This is a genomic window from Streptomyces sp. NPDC091682 (assembly GCF_044756625.1).
GTDB lineage: Bacteria > Actinomycetota > Actinomycetes > Streptomycetales > Streptomycetaceae > Streptomyces.
On record NZ_JBIVTH010000001.1, the window covers coordinates 360,769 to 375,357 of the forward strand.

14 protein-coding genes and 1 pseudogene are annotated in these 14,589 nt (G+C 71.1%); 9 read left to right on the plus strand and 6 right to left on the minus strand.

The annotated features are described in order from the left end of the window. Positions 1-23 precede the first annotated feature (23 nt). Entirely contained in the window at positions 24-284 is a 261-nt protein-coding gene (locus ACIQK6_RS01770; protein ID WP_402694102.1) for a hypothetical protein, read from the plus strand. Positions 285-303: 19 nt separating this feature from the next. Then, positions 304-909: a hypothetical protein gene (locus ACIQK6_RS01775; protein ID WP_402694103.1), complete on the plus strand. Its 606-nt coding sequence runs from the start codon at positions 304-306 to the stop codon at positions 907-909. Positions 910-928: 19 nt separating this feature from the next. On the opposite strand, the gene ACIQK6_RS01780 is transcribed toward ACIQK6_RS01775, so the two are convergent. The 3 genes from ACIQK6_RS01780 to ACIQK6_RS01790 form a co-directional block, all read right to left on the minus strand. After that, positions 929-1,552 (minus strand): ABC transporter permease, encoded by a 624-nt coding sequence (locus ACIQK6_RS01780; RefSeq protein ID WP_329105999.1) that lies wholly within the window; start codon positions 1,550-1,552, stop codon positions 929-931. A 166-nt stretch (positions 1,553-1,718) separates the two neighbouring features. After that, on the minus strand, positions 1,719-3,230 hold the full coding sequence (locus tag ACIQK6_RS01785; protein ID WP_402694104.1) for an MFS transporter: 1,512 nt from the start codon (positions 3,228-3,230) through the stop codon (positions 1,719-1,721). A 198-nt stretch (positions 3,231-3,428) separates the two neighbouring features. Beyond that, positions 3,429-4,088: a hypothetical protein gene (locus ACIQK6_RS01790; protein ID WP_402694105.1), complete on the minus strand. Its 660-nt coding sequence runs from the start codon at positions 4,086-4,088 to the stop codon at positions 3,429-3,431. 468 nt (positions 4,089-4,556) lie between these two features. On the opposite strand from ACIQK6_RS01790, the gene ACIQK6_RS01795 reads away from it, so the two are divergent. The 4 genes and pseudogenes from ACIQK6_RS01795 to xdhC form a co-directional block, all read left to right on the plus strand. Beyond that, entirely contained in the window at positions 4,557-5,183 is a 627-nt protein-coding gene (locus tag ACIQK6_RS01795) for a hypothetical protein (protein WP_402694106.1), read from the plus strand. Positions 5,184-6,047: 864 nt separating this feature from the next. After that, the gene (locus ACIQK6_RS01800; protein WP_402694107.1) at positions 6,048-7,511 is read left to right on the plus strand and encodes a xanthine dehydrogenase small subunit; all 1,464 of its coding nucleotides are present in this window, start codon (positions 6,048-6,050) and stop codon (positions 7,509-7,511) included. Beyond that, a complete protein-coding gene (gene xdhB, locus ACIQK6_RS01805) occupies positions 7,508-9,922 on the plus strand; it encodes a xanthine dehydrogenase molybdopterin binding subunit (protein ID WP_329105988.1) in 2,415 nt (804 codons plus the stop codon). Before ACIQK6_RS01800 ends, xdhB begins: the two co-directional genes overlap by 4 nt. A 1-nt stretch (position 9,923) precedes the next feature. Continuing rightward, positions 9,924-10,724 (plus strand): annotated as a pseudogene (gene xdhC, locus ACIQK6_RS01810) (xanthine dehydrogenase accessory protein XdhC); the annotation flags it as partial. 200 nt (positions 10,725-10,924) lie between these two features. Here xdhC and ACIQK6_RS01815 read toward each other — a convergent pair. Then, on the minus strand, positions 10,925-11,656 hold the full coding sequence (locus ACIQK6_RS01815) for a hypothetical protein (protein WP_402694108.1): 732 nt from the start codon (positions 11,654-11,656) through the stop codon (positions 10,925-10,927). A 174-nt stretch (positions 11,657-11,830) separates the two neighbouring features. Here ACIQK6_RS01815 and ACIQK6_RS01820 point away from each other — a divergent pair, with 174 nt between their 5' ends. The 3 genes from ACIQK6_RS01820 to ACIQK6_RS01830 all read left to right on the plus strand — a co-directional run bounded on the left by ACIQK6_RS01820 (position 11,831) and on the right by ACIQK6_RS01830 (position 13,283). After that, positions 11,831-12,097, plus strand: a complete 267-nt coding sequence (locus tag ACIQK6_RS01820) for a hypothetical protein (protein ID WP_402694109.1) — start codon at positions 11,831-11,833, stop codon at positions 12,095-12,097. Beyond that, complete coding sequence (locus ACIQK6_RS01825; RefSeq protein ID WP_402694279.1) at positions 12,061-12,519, plus strand: hypothetical protein; 459 nt, start codon at positions 12,061-12,063, stop codon at positions 12,517-12,519. Before ACIQK6_RS01820 ends, ACIQK6_RS01825 begins: the two co-directional genes overlap by 37 nt. Before the next feature lie 158 nt (positions 12,520-12,677). Then, the gene (locus tag ACIQK6_RS01830) at positions 12,678-13,283 is read left to right on the plus strand and encodes a hypothetical protein (RefSeq protein WP_329105982.1); all 606 of its coding nucleotides are present in this window, start codon (positions 12,678-12,680) and stop codon (positions 13,281-13,283) included. 2 nt (positions 13,284-13,285) lie between these two features. On the opposite strand, the gene ACIQK6_RS01835 is transcribed toward ACIQK6_RS01830, so the two are convergent. Then, positions 13,286-13,990 carry a GNAT family N-acetyltransferase gene (locus ACIQK6_RS01835; protein WP_402694110.1) on the minus strand — a complete coding sequence of 235 codons (705 nt, stop codon included), beginning with the start codon at positions 13,988-13,990 and terminating at the stop codon, positions 13,286-13,288. Between the two features lie 128 nt (positions 13,991-14,118). Continuing rightward, a complete protein-coding gene (locus ACIQK6_RS01840; protein WP_329105975.1) occupies positions 14,119-14,484 on the minus strand; it encodes a hypothetical protein in 366 nt (121 codons plus the stop codon). Between the last annotated feature and the right edge of the window lie 105 nt (positions 14,485-14,589).

Here is a 14,589-nt window from a genome sequence, read left to right on the forward strand (position 1 = left end):
GTGCGGCCTCCGGGCAGGTGAACGTGTCCGCTGACGCCGCTGCGGTGCGCGTCCCGTCCGACGACGACGGCGACGGGGACGGCGACGGCGACGGCGACGGCGACGGCGACGGCGACGGCGACGGCGACGCGGACGCGGGAAGCCGTTTGCCGGTCCCGGTGCGCCGACCAGGCGTCGCGTGGTGGACGTCCGTCCACAGAGACCGGTGCGGAGGTCGAGTCCGGCGTACGGTCGATCGACCGGCCGAGCCCCACCGGGCGGGGCCGGTCCTCCTCGTCGTCTGACCCGAACGGGAGCCCGCCGATGCGCCTCTACGCACAGACTCCAGCACGTCGGAACCGTCAGATCCTCGCGGACCTGATCGCCGTGGTCCTGGTGGCCGCCGCCGTGAGGTTCGCCCTGGCCGTGCACGGAGCCATCATGCTGCTGACCGAACCGGGGCGGAGGGTCGAAAGCTCGGGCGACAGCCTCGCCACCGAACTCGACAACGCCGGTGACGCGGCCTCGAACGTGCCGTTCGTCGGCGACCTCCTGAAGAAGCCCCTCCAGTCCGCGGCCGATGCCAGTACCGGGATCGCCGACGCCGGACAGTCGCTGCAGGACGCCGTCAGCCAGGTCGCCACCTTGACCACACTGGCCTTGATCGTGGTGCCGGTGGCCGTCGTCCTGCTGCTCTGGTTCCCCGCTCGCCTGCGCTGGATCCGGCGCAGCAGCACCATGCGGCGCCTCCTCGACGCACCCGGAGGCGCCGACCTGCTGGCTCTGCGCGCCCTCACCGGCCGGCTGGGCGACCTCGCGGCGCTCCCCGCGCCTCCGGGCGGTCTCGCTGACGCTTGGCGGCGCGGGGACCAGCAAGTCATCGCCGACCTCTCCGAGATCGCCCTCAGGCGGGCCGGCTTGCGACCCTGACGGGCGAAGGGGCCGAGCATCAGGCGCGGTGGTGTGCCCCGAGGAAGCGGAGGCGGCGGTGTTCGAGGGCTGCGGCGAGGGCGTAGGCGCCGCCGCCCGCGACGGCCAGGACCCCGTAGAAGGTGGGCGCGGTGAGCCAGAGGGCCGCGGTGGAGGTCAGGGCGAGCCAGGTGCCGAGGCCGTAGTGCAGCAGGTTGCGGCGTACGGCGCCCTCGGCGAGGTAGAGCAGCCCGACGATCAGACCGGATCCGGCGGGCCAGAGGACGGACTGGAGTTCGGGCTGGTCGAGCACGGAGGTGAGGCCGGTGATGGCGAGGAACAGGGCGGTGAAGGCGGTGATCCAGGCGGCGCCGAGCAGCTTGCCGGAGAGGATCTCCGGTGGGGTGGCTCCTCGCTGCGCCCGCAGGGCGGCGGCTGTGGTCAAGGCGATGCCGGCCGCGAGTCCGCCTCCGAGCAGCGTCACGGGGAGCCAGCCGGGCAGGTCGAGCAAGGGGGCAGCGCCCTCGGAAGCTGCGGCGGCGCCGTGGCCGAGTAGGTAGGCGAGTCCGAAGCTGAGGTAGGCCGCGCGGTTGTCGACCTCGCGCGGGCGACCGGCGGGGCGGGCATGGGCGGCGGGCGGCAGAACGGTTGCGGGGCCGGACATGGTGGAGACCTCCATCAGGGGTGGGTGGCGGTGGCGGGGCGGCGAGCAACTGGTCGTGGCCACTGGACCTCTGGTCGAGGGCGTGCACGGACGTCGCCGCCGGTTCCCATCGGGCCCTATCGGCCTTCATCGGCTCTTATGAGCCCTTATCGGGTCTTGGCGCGGATCAGGAGGCGGGTGCCCGGTCGGCCGCTCGGCCCTGTTGGGGCGGTGCAGGGGATGCGGACGTACGGGGCGGGACGGGGCAGCGGGGGCGGCGGGCGCGCCGGGACGAGCGGGTGAGGAGCGGTGCGAGGAGTGCGGTGGCGGTGAGGACTGCTGCGGAGGCGGTGAAGGCGGCTTGGTATCCCGTGGTGAGGGCTTCCAGCGGGGGCTGGTCGGTGGGGGCGTGGGTGGTGACGGAGCCGGCCAGGGTGGCCAGGGCGGCGAGTCCGATCGCGCCGCCGACCTGTCGGGTGGTGTTCACCAGTCCGCCGGCGAGGCCCGCGTCCTGGCGCGGTACGCCGTCCACGGCGAGCGCGGTGAGTTGGACGAAGGCGATGCTCAGGCCCAGTCCGATCAGGACGCTCGGCCCGAAGACATCGACGAGGTAGCTCCCGTCCGCCCGCATCCACGACAGCCACAGCAGACCCGCGGCCTCGGTCAGCAGGGCGGCGGTGACGGTCGCCGTGGCGCCGATGCGGCCCGAGATGCGGGGTGCCAGGACCGCGCCGAGCATGTTCGCCACGGTGAGCGGGAGTTGGCCCGCACCGGTGGCCAGCGGGCTCATTCCGAGGACCTGTTGCTGGTAGAGCGGCAGGAAGAAGAACAGGGCTATCCACACGGACCCCAGCAGCGCCATCAGTAGATTGCCCGCGGCGACCCGGCCGGTCGAGAACAGCCTGGGCGGGATCAGGGCGTCCGGCCGGCGACGTTCGACCAGGGCGAAGAGGACGAGCAGCACGAAGGCCCCCAAGAGGGCGGCCAGCACCCCGGCGTCCGTCCAGCCGGCGGCGCGTGCGGTGGTCAGTGCCCAGACCAGACAGGTGAGGGCGAGGGTGACGGTCGCAGTACCCAACAGATCGAACCGCCCGGATCCACGATCGGCGGCCCGGGGCACGAGCGTCGCCACGGCGACCAGCACGGCCGCCGCTCCGAGTGCCACCGAGTGGAAGATCCAGGGCCAGCCCCACGCCTGGGTGAGCACACCGCCCAGCAACACGCCACCCGCTCCCCCGGCACCGGAGACGGCGCCCCACACGCCCAGGGCGCGTCCGCGGCCGGGGCCGAAAGGGAACAGGTTCATCGCGAGGGCGAGCGCGGCGGGGGCGACGGCTGCGGCGCCGACGCCCTGCACGGCTCGGGCGGCGATCAGCAGGCCCGCAGACTGGGCCAGCCCCGCAGCCAGCGAGGCCCCCGCGAACACCGCGAGGCCGGCCAGCAGCACCCGGCGGCGGCCGAGCAGGTCACCTGCCCGGCCCCCGGCCAACAGCAGCGCGCCGAACGCCAGGCCGTAGGCATTGACCACCCAGGTGGTCCCGCCGTCCGACAGGCCCGCTCCGGACCGGATCTGCGGGAGCGCCACGTTCACGATCGAGGTGGCCAGCATCACGGTGAACTGCGCTGCGGCCAGGGCCGCGAGCGCGGCCCCCTGGCGGGGTGGGGCGGCGGTCCCGCCCTTCGTGCGTCCAAGGTTCATGACGCACAGACTCGACGCGGACGGTGTCCACTATCCATGCCGGGCGGGGACGATGACCGCTCAGTCCTGTCCGCCCCTGTCCACTCGCCGTGCAGGAGCTTGCGGCGCCAGGGCGGTCGTCGACGGCTCGACGCTACGGCGGGGACGGCGTGCGCCGTGCCCCGCCGTAGTTCGGTGATCCGAACGGGCTCCGGTCGCTCAGCCCACGCGTTCGATGCGCGCCCGCCGGATCAGGTTCTTGCCCGGCTCCCGCACCTTCTCGAACGCCGCATTGTTCAGCAGCGCACAGCTACCCGACGGACCGTTCACCGTCACCGTCGTCGACTGACCGTTGTCGAGGTTCGTCACCTTCAACTTCGTCCCCACCGGGAACGTCCCACTGGACGCCGCCGGCGCACCCGCCTCACCCGACAACGTCACCGTCGACCCCTGACACACCACCTCACCGGTCGCCGGCGGCACCTGCACACCCGCCGCACCCGCGGCCGGCGCAGCCGGAGCCGCCGCATCACCACCACCCACCCGCTCGATGCGCGCCCGCCGAATCAAGTTCTTCCCCGGCTCCCGCACCTTCTCGAACGCCGCATTGTTCAGCAGCACACAACTACCCGACGGACCGTTCACCGCCACCGTCGTCGACTGACCGTTGTCGAGATTCGTCACCTTCAACTTCGTCCCCACCGGAAACGTCCCACTAGACGCCGCCGGCGCACCCGCCTCACCCGACAACGTCACCGTCGACCCCTGACACACGACGTCGGGGACGGCGGCATTGCCGATCGCCACCGTGGCGGCGACCCCGCCGATCACCAGGGCTCCGGCGACGGTAGAGAGCACGAACTTCTTCTTGAGACTCATGGTCCGTTTCCTGGACACTCGACACTCCTCGATCCGATGGACGTTGCCCCCCTGACGTCCTGCATACGGCCGAATTCCCGGGCGAGTTCAGACCTGTTGCCTTTTTACTAATCGGGCCGCGAGGAGGTTTGGGGCGCTGCACCGCCCCTCACAACAGGGCGCGTGACTCGGGGGGATACGAGCAAAGAAGCAGGTCACGACCCCGAGGCCAATGGAGGGCGAAAGGTGTACGGCACTCCTACCGCCGGTCTTGCTCGACGCGTGGCGAGGAGACCCAAGGCACCTTTAAGGTTTAGTTGATCTGCCCTTAACCCTCATAGAAAGCAGCCGAGTTCACGGCCGAGTTCACGGCGCGTACCGAACAAGGCCTTCGAAGCGAGTGGTGCGAAGGTGCCCGCGGGTCCGACGGATGGTGACGCTGCGTATATGCGGGTACTGGTTTCCGTCGAACAACAGTAGTCTTTGATCATGGCCCTGCGACCTGACGAGTTCTACGCGCGCGCACGTACCGCTGCCGACGGTGAACGACGGCTGCCACTAGCCCGTATGACGGGGTGGGAGATCAGCCCGTTCGAGCCGGACGGGCTACGCGTCGCGCCGCTACACCCGCCGGTCCTGCCGGAACCGGCGCGGCACGGCGAGGACCCGTCGGACTGCAACGCGTGCCGCAGCCGGGACGAAGGGATCTGGCTCAACGACCGCTGGCGGCTCACCCGGATCACGGGAGTCGGCGTCCCTCTGGTGCTGATGCTGCTGCCACGCGATCACTTCGACCTCGCGGACCTGCCCGACGAACTGGCGGCCGAACTCGGGGTGCTCACCACCCACATCGCCCGCCACGTGCAGGCCCTGCCGCACATCGCGCGGGCCCACGTCCATCGCCTCGGAGACGGTGGCGCCCATCTGCACGTCTGGTTCTTCGCCCGCCCCGAGGGGCAAGCCCAACTGTACGGTTCGTGGATGGTCGTGTGGGACGACTTGCTGCCGGAGTACCCGGCGGACGTGGCCGACGCGGACGCGGCCGTCGTGGCGGATGCGTTGGTCGCCTCCTACGGGGGCCGTCGGTCGACCGTCGGCCAACTGCCGCAGGCCTGATCCGCCGAGCACGGTCCTGAGGAACCGTGAAGCTCGAGCGGTACGTTCCGCCGGGCCGCGTCCCGTGGCGTTCCGTGCGGGAAGGAGCGACCGGCGGGCCCGTGGCATGCATGATCGTTTCTGCCCTTGAAGCAAACGATCGCGCAGGAGCCACGGGCTCGCTCAACAGACGGCGATCCCGGGCACGGCCTCCGCTGCGATCCCGGCCCTGCCTGCCCGGCTGGGCCCGGATCGTCACGGGCCGTACCCCCGGGGGCGCCGATGATGGCGGCGACTGCGGTGACCGCCCGGATCCGGGCGGTCACCGGGGGCCGAGGAGGTATTCGCCGCTCATCGCCGCGCGCCGAGCTCCGCGCGCCTGGACACTCGTTCGAGATCGAGATGAACGGCACGGGGCTCCGGCGCCGCCGACCGGACGGCGCGCCGGGTTCCGATCAGCTGCTCGATCTGCCGGATCCGGCCTCGCGCCGCCACCCGCTCTCGACCCGACTTTCCGCGGGCCCGAAATGGTCTCCGCACGGCGGCTTGACCGATGGACCTGCGGCAACGTAAGTTCGAGCGGACCGGACCGTGAGCTGATGGAAGGAGGCGGAGTCGGATGTCGATCATCTCCGAACTGCACCGCCCCGCCCATCAGGTCGCCTGGACTCCGGGTCTCGTAGCACACGGCTGCTGAACAGCCCTCTTCTCCGGCGCGCCCTTCTGTGGCCCCGGCATCTTTCGATTTCTCACACCGCCTGCGGCACGTCGTCGCGTGCCGAGTCGCGCCCCGGGGTTCTCCCGAGTTGCGCCAGCGAAATAGAAAGCCCCTGAAATGGCTACTAGCATAATCAGCTCGACCATGCACCGAAATGAGGATGTGCCATGGTAGCGGCGCGGATCACGGTCAACGGGAAAGAAACACCGCTTTCACCGGCTGCACCGCACACCACGGTGCTGGATCTCCTGCGCGAGCGCGGCCTCACCGGTACCAAGGAGGGCTGTGCCGAGGGTGAGTGCGGCGCCTGTTCGGTCCTGGTGGCCCGGCCCGGCGTGAACAAGCCCACCGACTGGGTGGCGGTCAACGCCTGTCTGGTGCCGGCCGCGGCACTCGACGGCCAGGAGATCATCACCTCCGAAGGTCTCGCCACGGTCGGCGAACCCGGTAAGCCGCCCACGCTGCACCCGGTGCAGGAGGAGATGGCGGTCCGTGGCGGTTCCCAATGCGGTTACTGCACACCGGGGTTCATCTGCAGCATGGCCTCCGAGTACTACCGGCCCGACCGCTGCGCGCACGCGGAGCCGGCCGACGCCAGCGACACCGAGCACGGTCCGAACGGCTTCGACCTGCACTCGCTGAGCGGAAACCTGTGCCGCTGCACCGGCTACCGACCGATTCGCGATGCCGCCTTCGCCGTCGGTGCGCCCACCGAGGACGACCCCCTGGCGCAGCGTCGCGAGCAGTCCCCGCCCGAACCCGCCGCCACGGTCTACACCCGGGACGACAGCACGTTCCTCCGGCCGAGCACCCTCACCGAAGCGCTCGAGCTGCTGCGCGAACGGCCCGAAGCCGTGGTGGTCGCCGGCAGCACCGACTGGGGCGTGGAGGTCAACATCCGCTCCCGCCGGGCGCGTTGCGTGGTCGCCGTCGACCGACTGCCCGAACTGCGGTCGCTGAGCGTCGAATCCGACTACGTCGACATCGGGGCGGCGCAGACGCTCACCGAGATCGAACGCCGCCTCGACGGTAGCGTCCCGCTGCTGGCAGAGCTGTTCCCGCAGTTCGCTTCCCGGCTCATCCGCAACAGTGCGACGCTCGGCGGCAATCTGGGTACGGGCTCCCCCATCGGTGACAGCCCGCCGGTGCTCCTCGCCCTCGAGGCATCTCTGCTGCTCACCGATGCCGATGGTGAGCGCGAGGTCCCGCTGGCCGACTACTTCACCGGCTACCGGCAGAGCGTGCGCCGTCCCGGCGAGCTGATCCGGGCGGTGCGCATCCCGCTGCCGCTGTCGCCGGTCACGGCCTTCCACAAGATCGCCAAGCGGCGCTTCGACGACATCTCCAGCGTGGCGATCGCCTTCGCGCTCGACATCGAGGGCGGGATCGTCCGCAAGGCACGCATCGGGCTGGGCGGCGTGGCCGCCACGCCGATCCGCGCCCTGAGCACCGAGTCCGCCCTGGAAGGCAGGGCATGGACGGCGGAGACCGTCGAAGCCGCGGCCCGGGTGCTGCGGGGCGAGGGCACGCCGATGAGCGACCACCGCGCCAGTTCCGTCTACCGTTCAGCCATGCTCGGCCAGAGCCTGCTGAAGCTGCACGCGCACACCACCGAGGCGGTGTCTTCATGAGCCATTTGTCCGAGCGTCCCGAGAAGCCTGTGGTCGGCGTCTCCATGCCGCACGAGAGTGCCGTGCTGCACGTCACCGGCACCGCGCTCTACACCGATGACCTGGTGTACCGCACCAAGGACACGCTGCACGCCTACCCGGTCCAGGTCATGAAGACCCGGGGCAGGATCACCGCGCTGCGCACCGGGCCGGCGCTCGCCGTGCCCGGCGTGGTCCGCGTACTGACCGTCGCCGACGTGCCCGGCGTCAACGACGCCGGCATGAAGCACGACGAGCCCCTCTTCCCCGACGAGGTCATGTTCCACGGCCACGCGGTCGCCTGGGTGCTCGGCGAGACCCTGGAGGCGGCCCGGCTCGGTGCGGCGGCCGTCGAGGTGGAACTCGACGAACTGCCCTCCGTGATCACGTTGAAGGAAGCGATCGCGGCCGAGAGCTTCCACGGCGCCCGGCCCGTGATGGTGACCGGTGACGTCGACGCCGGCTTCGCCGACTCGGCGCACGTGTTCACCGGCGAGTTCCAGTTCTCCGACCAGGAGCACTTCTACCTCGAGACGCACGCCGCGCTGGCCTACATCGACGAGGCCGAGCAGGTGTTCATCCAGAGCAGCACCCAGCACCCCTCGGAGACCCAGGAGATCGTCGCGCACGTCCTCGGTCTGCACAGCCACGAGGTGACCGTGCAGTGCCTGCGGATGGGCGGCGGCTTCGGCGGCAAGGAGATGCAGCCGCACGGCTTCGCGGCCATCGCCGCGCTGGGCGCCAAGCTGACCGGCCGGCCGGTCCGGGTGCGGCTCAACCGCACCCAGGACCTGACGATGTCGGGCAAGCGGCACGGGTTCCACGCCGACTGGAAGATCGGCTTCGACGCCGACGGCCGCATCCAGGCGCTGGACGCCACGCTGACCGCGGACGGCGGCTGGAGCCTGGACCTGTCGGAGCCGGTCTGCGCCCGCGCGCTGTGCCACATCGACAACACGTACTGGATTCCCAACGCGCGGGTCGCCGGTCGCATCGCCAAGACCAACAAGGTCTCCAACACGGCCTTCCGCGGCTTCGGCGGACCGCAGGGCATGCTGGTGATCGAGGACATCCTGGGCCGGGTCGCGCCGCTGCTCGGCCTGGACCCGATGGAGCTGCGCAAGCGCAACTTCTACCAGCCGGGTCTCGGTCAATCGACGCCGTACGGCCAGCCGGTCCCGCAGGCGGAACGGATCGCCGGCGTCTGGCAGCAGGTCGAGGAGAACGGCGGCGTCGCCGACCGCAAGCGCGAGATCGCCGCCTTCAACGCCGCGCACCCGCACACCAAGCGGGCGCTGGCGATCACCGGCATCAAGTTCGGCATCTCGTTCAACCTCACGGCCTTCAACCAGGCCGGCGCACTGGTGCTGATCTACAAGGACGGCTCCGTCCTGATCAACCACGGCGGCACCGAGATGGGCCAGGGCCTGCACACCAAGATGCTGCAGGTGGCCGCGACCACGCTGGGCATCCCGCTGCACAAGGTGCGCCTCGCCCCCACGCGCACCGACAAGGTGCCCAACACCTCCGCGACTGCCGCCAGTTCCGGGGCGGACCTCAACGGTGGCGCGGTGAAGAACGCCTGCGAGCAGCTGCGCGCGCGGCTGCTGCAGGTGGCCGCCAGCCAGCTGGGTTCGAACGCCTCCGACGTGCGCATCGTCGACGGTGTCGCCCGCACCCTGGGCAGCGACAAGGAGCTGGCCTGGGACGACCTGGTGCACACCGCGTACTTCCAGCGCGTTCAGCTGTCGGCGGCCGGTTACTACCGGACCGAGGGGCTGCACTGGGACGCGAAGGCCTTCCGGGGCTCGCCGTTCAAGTACTTCTCCTACGGCGCCGCCGCGGCCGAGGTGGAGGTGGACGGCTTCACCGGCGCGTACCGCATCCGCCGGGTGGACATCGTGCACGACGTCGGCGACAGCCTGTCCCCGATGATCGACATCGGTCAGGTCGAGGGCGGTTTCGTGCAGGGGGCGGGCTGGCTGACGCTGGAGGACATGCGCTGGGACACCAGCGACGGGCCGAACCGGGGCCGGCTGCTGACCCAGGCCGCGAGCACCTACAAGCTGCCGAGCTTTTCGGAGATGCCCGCCGAGTTCAACGTCACGCTCATGGAGAACGCCACCGAGGAGGGCGCGGTGTACGGGTCCAAGGCGGTCGGTGAGCCCCCGCTGATGCTGGCGTTCTGCGTGCGCGAGGCGCTGCGGCAGGCCGCCGCTGCGTTCGGGCCCGCCGGGGTCAGTGTGGAGCTCGCCGCCCCCGCGACCCCGGAAGCCGTCTACTGGGCGATCGAAGCGGCCCGCGAGCAGAACGTCGACGTGCGGGGCGGCAACGGCGACGCTCTGGGCGGCAGCGAGATCCGAACCGACACGAGCGCTTTGAGCAATGCCTGACATGACCTGGATCGCCGCGGTCACGCGGTTGCGAGCACGCCGGGAGCCCGGCGTGCTCGTGACCGTCGCGACCGTGCGCGGCCACGCGCCCCGTGGGGCCGGTGCCAAACTCGTCGTGGGGCAGACCGAGACCTGGGGGTCGATCGGCGGCGGCAACATCGAGGCCGTCGCCATCGACCGGGCCCGCCAGCTGAACGTCGAGCCCGACCCCGAGCCGGAACTGATGGAGTTCGCCCTCAACGACAAGGTCATCGGACCCCACGGCGTGCAGTGCTGCGGCGGCGCCGTCAGTCTGCTCCTCGAACCGCTGCCGGTGGTCCAGGCGGTGGCCGTCTTCGGCGTCGGGCACGTCGGACTGGAGCTGGCCCGCATCCTGGCCCGCCACAACCTCGATCTGCACCTGATCGACACCCGCTCCGACATGCTCACCGAGGAACGACTCGGTGTGCTCGCGGATGCGGTGGCGCAGATCCACGTGCACCACGCACCGCTGCTTCCGGAGGAGGTGCTCGCGGAGCTGCCGCCCGGCGCCCACGTCCTGATCATGACCCACGATCACGCCGAGGACGCCGCGCTGTGCGACGCCGCCCTGCGCACCACCGGTCTCGGCTCGATCGGGTTGATCGGCTCGGCCGCCAAGTGGGTGCGGTTCCGCAAGCGCCTGGCCACCGAGGGCGGCCACGACGCCGCCACGATCGACCGGATCAAGACCCCGATCGGCATCACCGAGATCACCGGCAAGGAACCTGCCACGATCGCGGTGAGCGTGGCGGCGGACCTGCTCCGAACCTTCGAGCAGGACCGCCCGGGGGCGCTGCCGAACACGGTGGCAGAGGCCCCCGAGGCCCCCGAGGCCCCCGAGATCCGTGAGGTCCCCAGGAGCCGTGAGGTCCGCAAGGCCCCCGCGGTCCGCGAGGTCCCCGGGGTCCGCGTACGGTCCGGTATCCGCTAGGGCGCTGCTTCCGGATCAGGCCTGGGCCGGCCTGATCCGGAAGAGACGGCCTAGCCGCCGCCCCCACATCCGCTGCCGCCGCCGCAGCTGTAGCCCCCGGCACCACTGATGCCGAAGCCGGAGGGCCCGCCCCGGCCGCGGTTGCGGGTACCGGGGTGCCGCCGGGGTGCGGGTCGGGTGGTGCGCTTGACGTGGAGTTCGAGCAGGACGGCCGGACCCAGGGCCTGTTCCAAAGCCGCGAGGAGCCGTCGGGCGTCGGTGTCCGGCGGGAGGACGGCCCTGCAGACGTCGGAGTCGTCCCGGATCAGGCGCAGCGTGAGCACGCGGGTGGCGGGGCGGGGGTCCCCGGCGTACGGCTCCTCGATCTCCTGCTCCAGGCGCAGCCGGTCCGGCTCCTCCACCGGCCGCCACGGACCGCTCCCCAGGCCGCGCACCAGGCACACCGCGGAGGGATCGCCGACGGCGGAGAACCTGATCCGGTACACCTGGAAGCAGTCCACGGCCAGTGCCCCTGCGAAGCCCGCCGCGACGGCTGCGGACACCATCCAGAGGGCCACCACCCCCACCGCGGCCCAGCCGGCGCCGGAGAAGAGCATGATCGCCGCCACCGGCAGGACGAGGGCGAGCCCGAGAAGGCCCGTACCGAGCGCGGTCAGCGCGGCGCTCCCCATCGAGCGCGGCACGGTGAGCCAGGAGGCGCCGCCCGCCCGCAGCACCACGTCCGTCGTCCCCGACTCGCCCCGCTCCACGTCGCCGGGCGCCCCCGAACTGTGTGCCGTCATTGCCTCACCATAGATCTGACGCCGGGTGACTGACCAGATGCCGTACGTGAGACGGCGCGGGCGGCGGCGCGATGCGGTTCACCGGCGACCCGCCCCCGCGGAAGCCGTGAACAGCGCTCGGGTCGGTCGAAAATTCGTTCGTGTCACTGTCCCGCATGGAGGCACGATCGACCGGTGGATCTGACCTTGCTGCTGGCTGCCGTCGAGCGCGAAGACGACGACGCTGTACTCGAACTCCTGTGGGACGCCACCGCGGACGACTGGGCCGGTGATGATGCCGTGGCCCTGCTGGCCGCTGCCGTGAGGGCCGGACGCGAGAGGGTCGTCGACCATCTGGTCCACTGGGACGTGGATGTGACCCACTACTGGACAGCGAACAGGACCCCCGCACCCTCGCCATCGTCATCGTCGCCCTCTGCTCCTACTCCTCCGTCGACGTGATCCCGGCGATCCTGGCCCACGCCGATCACGCCGACCCGCGCGTCCGGAGGACCGTCTCCGCGGTGCTCCACACCAACACGGACCAGCATGAAGAAGTCCTCGCAGCCCTGACTCGCCTGGCCGACGACCCCGAGCCGACGACCCGAACGAACGCGCTCAGCAAACTCGCCACATCCGCCCTCGACACCCCGGAACTACGCGCCGTCTTCGCCGCACACCTGGCGGACCCGGACTTCGACGCCAGGCTCAAAGCCGCCGCCGGACTCGCCCTGCGCGACGACGAACGTGGCGCGGCGGCCCTCGACAGGATCCGCTCCGGCATCAAGAACTTCAACAGCCCTGGCCGGGGCGAACTCTCCGACATCCACCATCTGCTGAGCGTGCGCGCCGAAGAAGTCGCAACAACGGCCCAGGACCACTGACGGCCCGTCACTGGCCACGGTCGAGTGACAGACGGTGTGTGCGCGGTGAGCGAAACCGTGGCCATCGGTGTGACCAACGGGCCCGGGCCGCCGTCTCATGGGGTGACGGTCCACACCGAGGGGGAGTTTTGAACCAGAGCTCAGGTCGTGTGTTAGTGATGGCTGTCGCCGCGTTGGCCGGCCTGGTCGGTTGCAGCAGCAGTGCGCCCTCCGGCGGACCCGCGCCCGGGTCCCGTTCGTCCGCCGAACCCGCGTACGTGGTCGCGTACCGTGCCGGACACACCGCGGGCAAGGCCGTCTACGACACCTCAGGCAAGGGCGCGGCGGTGCGCGAGACCGTATGGGGTGGCTGTACGCGCCGGGCCCTGCAGGCGGGCGGCGAAGCCGAACTGGATCGCGGCTCCTGGGTGCAAGGCTGCCTCGCCGGCGTTGCCGACGCCCCCGAGCGGTTGCCCACCGGCCCCGTGATCAAGCGGGCCCCTGATACGGAGATGCTGGAGCGGTTCCACGCCTGGGCCCGCACCAAGGGTGGAGCGCCGCAGGTCGACCACGCCCGCGTACTGGCCGTAGCCCAACTGACCACATACGACTATGACGTCGAGTTGAGCACGGACTACTCGGCAGGTTCCGGAATGCCTGAAGCCGAATCGCTGGCCCGGAGCTTCCTTGAGTGGTGGGACGGCGATCACGGCCGAACCGGTACCGCCAGGAACGTGCTGGTCCTCGGGGCGGACGGAAAGAGGCTGACCGCGCAGCGCATCTGAGTTCAACGCGTCGGCCCGCGCCGCTCGGACGACCCGCGGGAAGCGCCCTTGCGGGTCGTACGTCCGGCAGTGGGATCGGGGTCCCGCCACATCGGCCAGAGGGTGGGCCCGCCTTCCGGGAGGCGGATCTCCGCGGTGATGCGGAAGCCCAGCTTCTCGTAGAAGGGGAGGTTGGTGACGTTGCTGGATTCCAGGTAGGCGGGTTGCCCGAGCCGGTCGCAGTCGGCCAGCTGCTGGCCGAGCAGCGCCGACCCGACTCCCATCCCCTGGAGTCCCCGTTCCGTCCCCACGGACGGCAGGTACCAGTGCGGTGTCTGCGGATGGGCCTCGTGCATGGCGTGCTGGACCTCTCCGGCCCGCGGCATCCCGCGAAGGCCGAAGATGCTCGCGTACCGGGGGACGGCCGCCAACTCCTGCCCCTCGGAAGGCTTCCAGCGGCCGGGCCCGGACCACAGCGCGGCCGCCAGCAGCCGCCCCTCGCCGGTCGCGGCGACCCGGACGGCGCCTGCGCGGGGCCGTTGCTGTCGCTGGGCCAGCCGGAAGTAGCGGGCGAGCCTGCGTTCCCGGTCGGCGGCGGGGATCATCCATGCCATGACCGGGTCGTCGGCGAAGGCGCGGGCCAGGAGCGCGGCGACCGCCCCGGACTCGGCGGGCCGGGCGAACCGGATCCCGTACCCGGCCAACTGCGCTGCTGGTCGTGTGCTCATGGGGCCACCGTAGGCAGCCGGGCGGGCAGGCCCGGCCCGGCGGCGAGGGACACGCCGTACGGGCACCTGCCCGACGCGACCGGCGCGAGCCGGCGTCACCGGCCGACCACGGCGCCCGCGCCCCGAGGTCAGGAGGTGCGCTTCAGGGTCCAGGTGTTGGGGTTGAAGCTGGGGACGGCGGAGTAGCGACAGCCGCTCGAGTAGTAGGTGTTGGTGATGGTCCAGCCGGCGGGCGGCCACGTGGACGCGCAGGCGTTGACCTGGGTGCCGACCGGGTAGCCTCTCAGGTCCTTGATCTGCTTGGTGTTGGGCGTGAAGCCGGAGCCGCACCCGCCGCTGTTCCACCACTGGGCGTCCACCCAGCCGTCCGGGGTGAGCGTGCTGGAGCACATGGTGAGCGTGTCGCCGGGCGCCGCCGAAGCGGGGCTCGCGGCGAGGGCGAGGGCGGTGACGGCCATGGTCGCCAGAGCGGCGGCGTGACGGATGCGGATCACGGGACGTTCCTTCCTGGGCGCGCTGGGACCGCTACCGACCGTCGGCAGGCGTTAGCAGGCGCCGCGTCATTGCTATCCGACCGGTTCAGGCTCCAGAAAGTCACC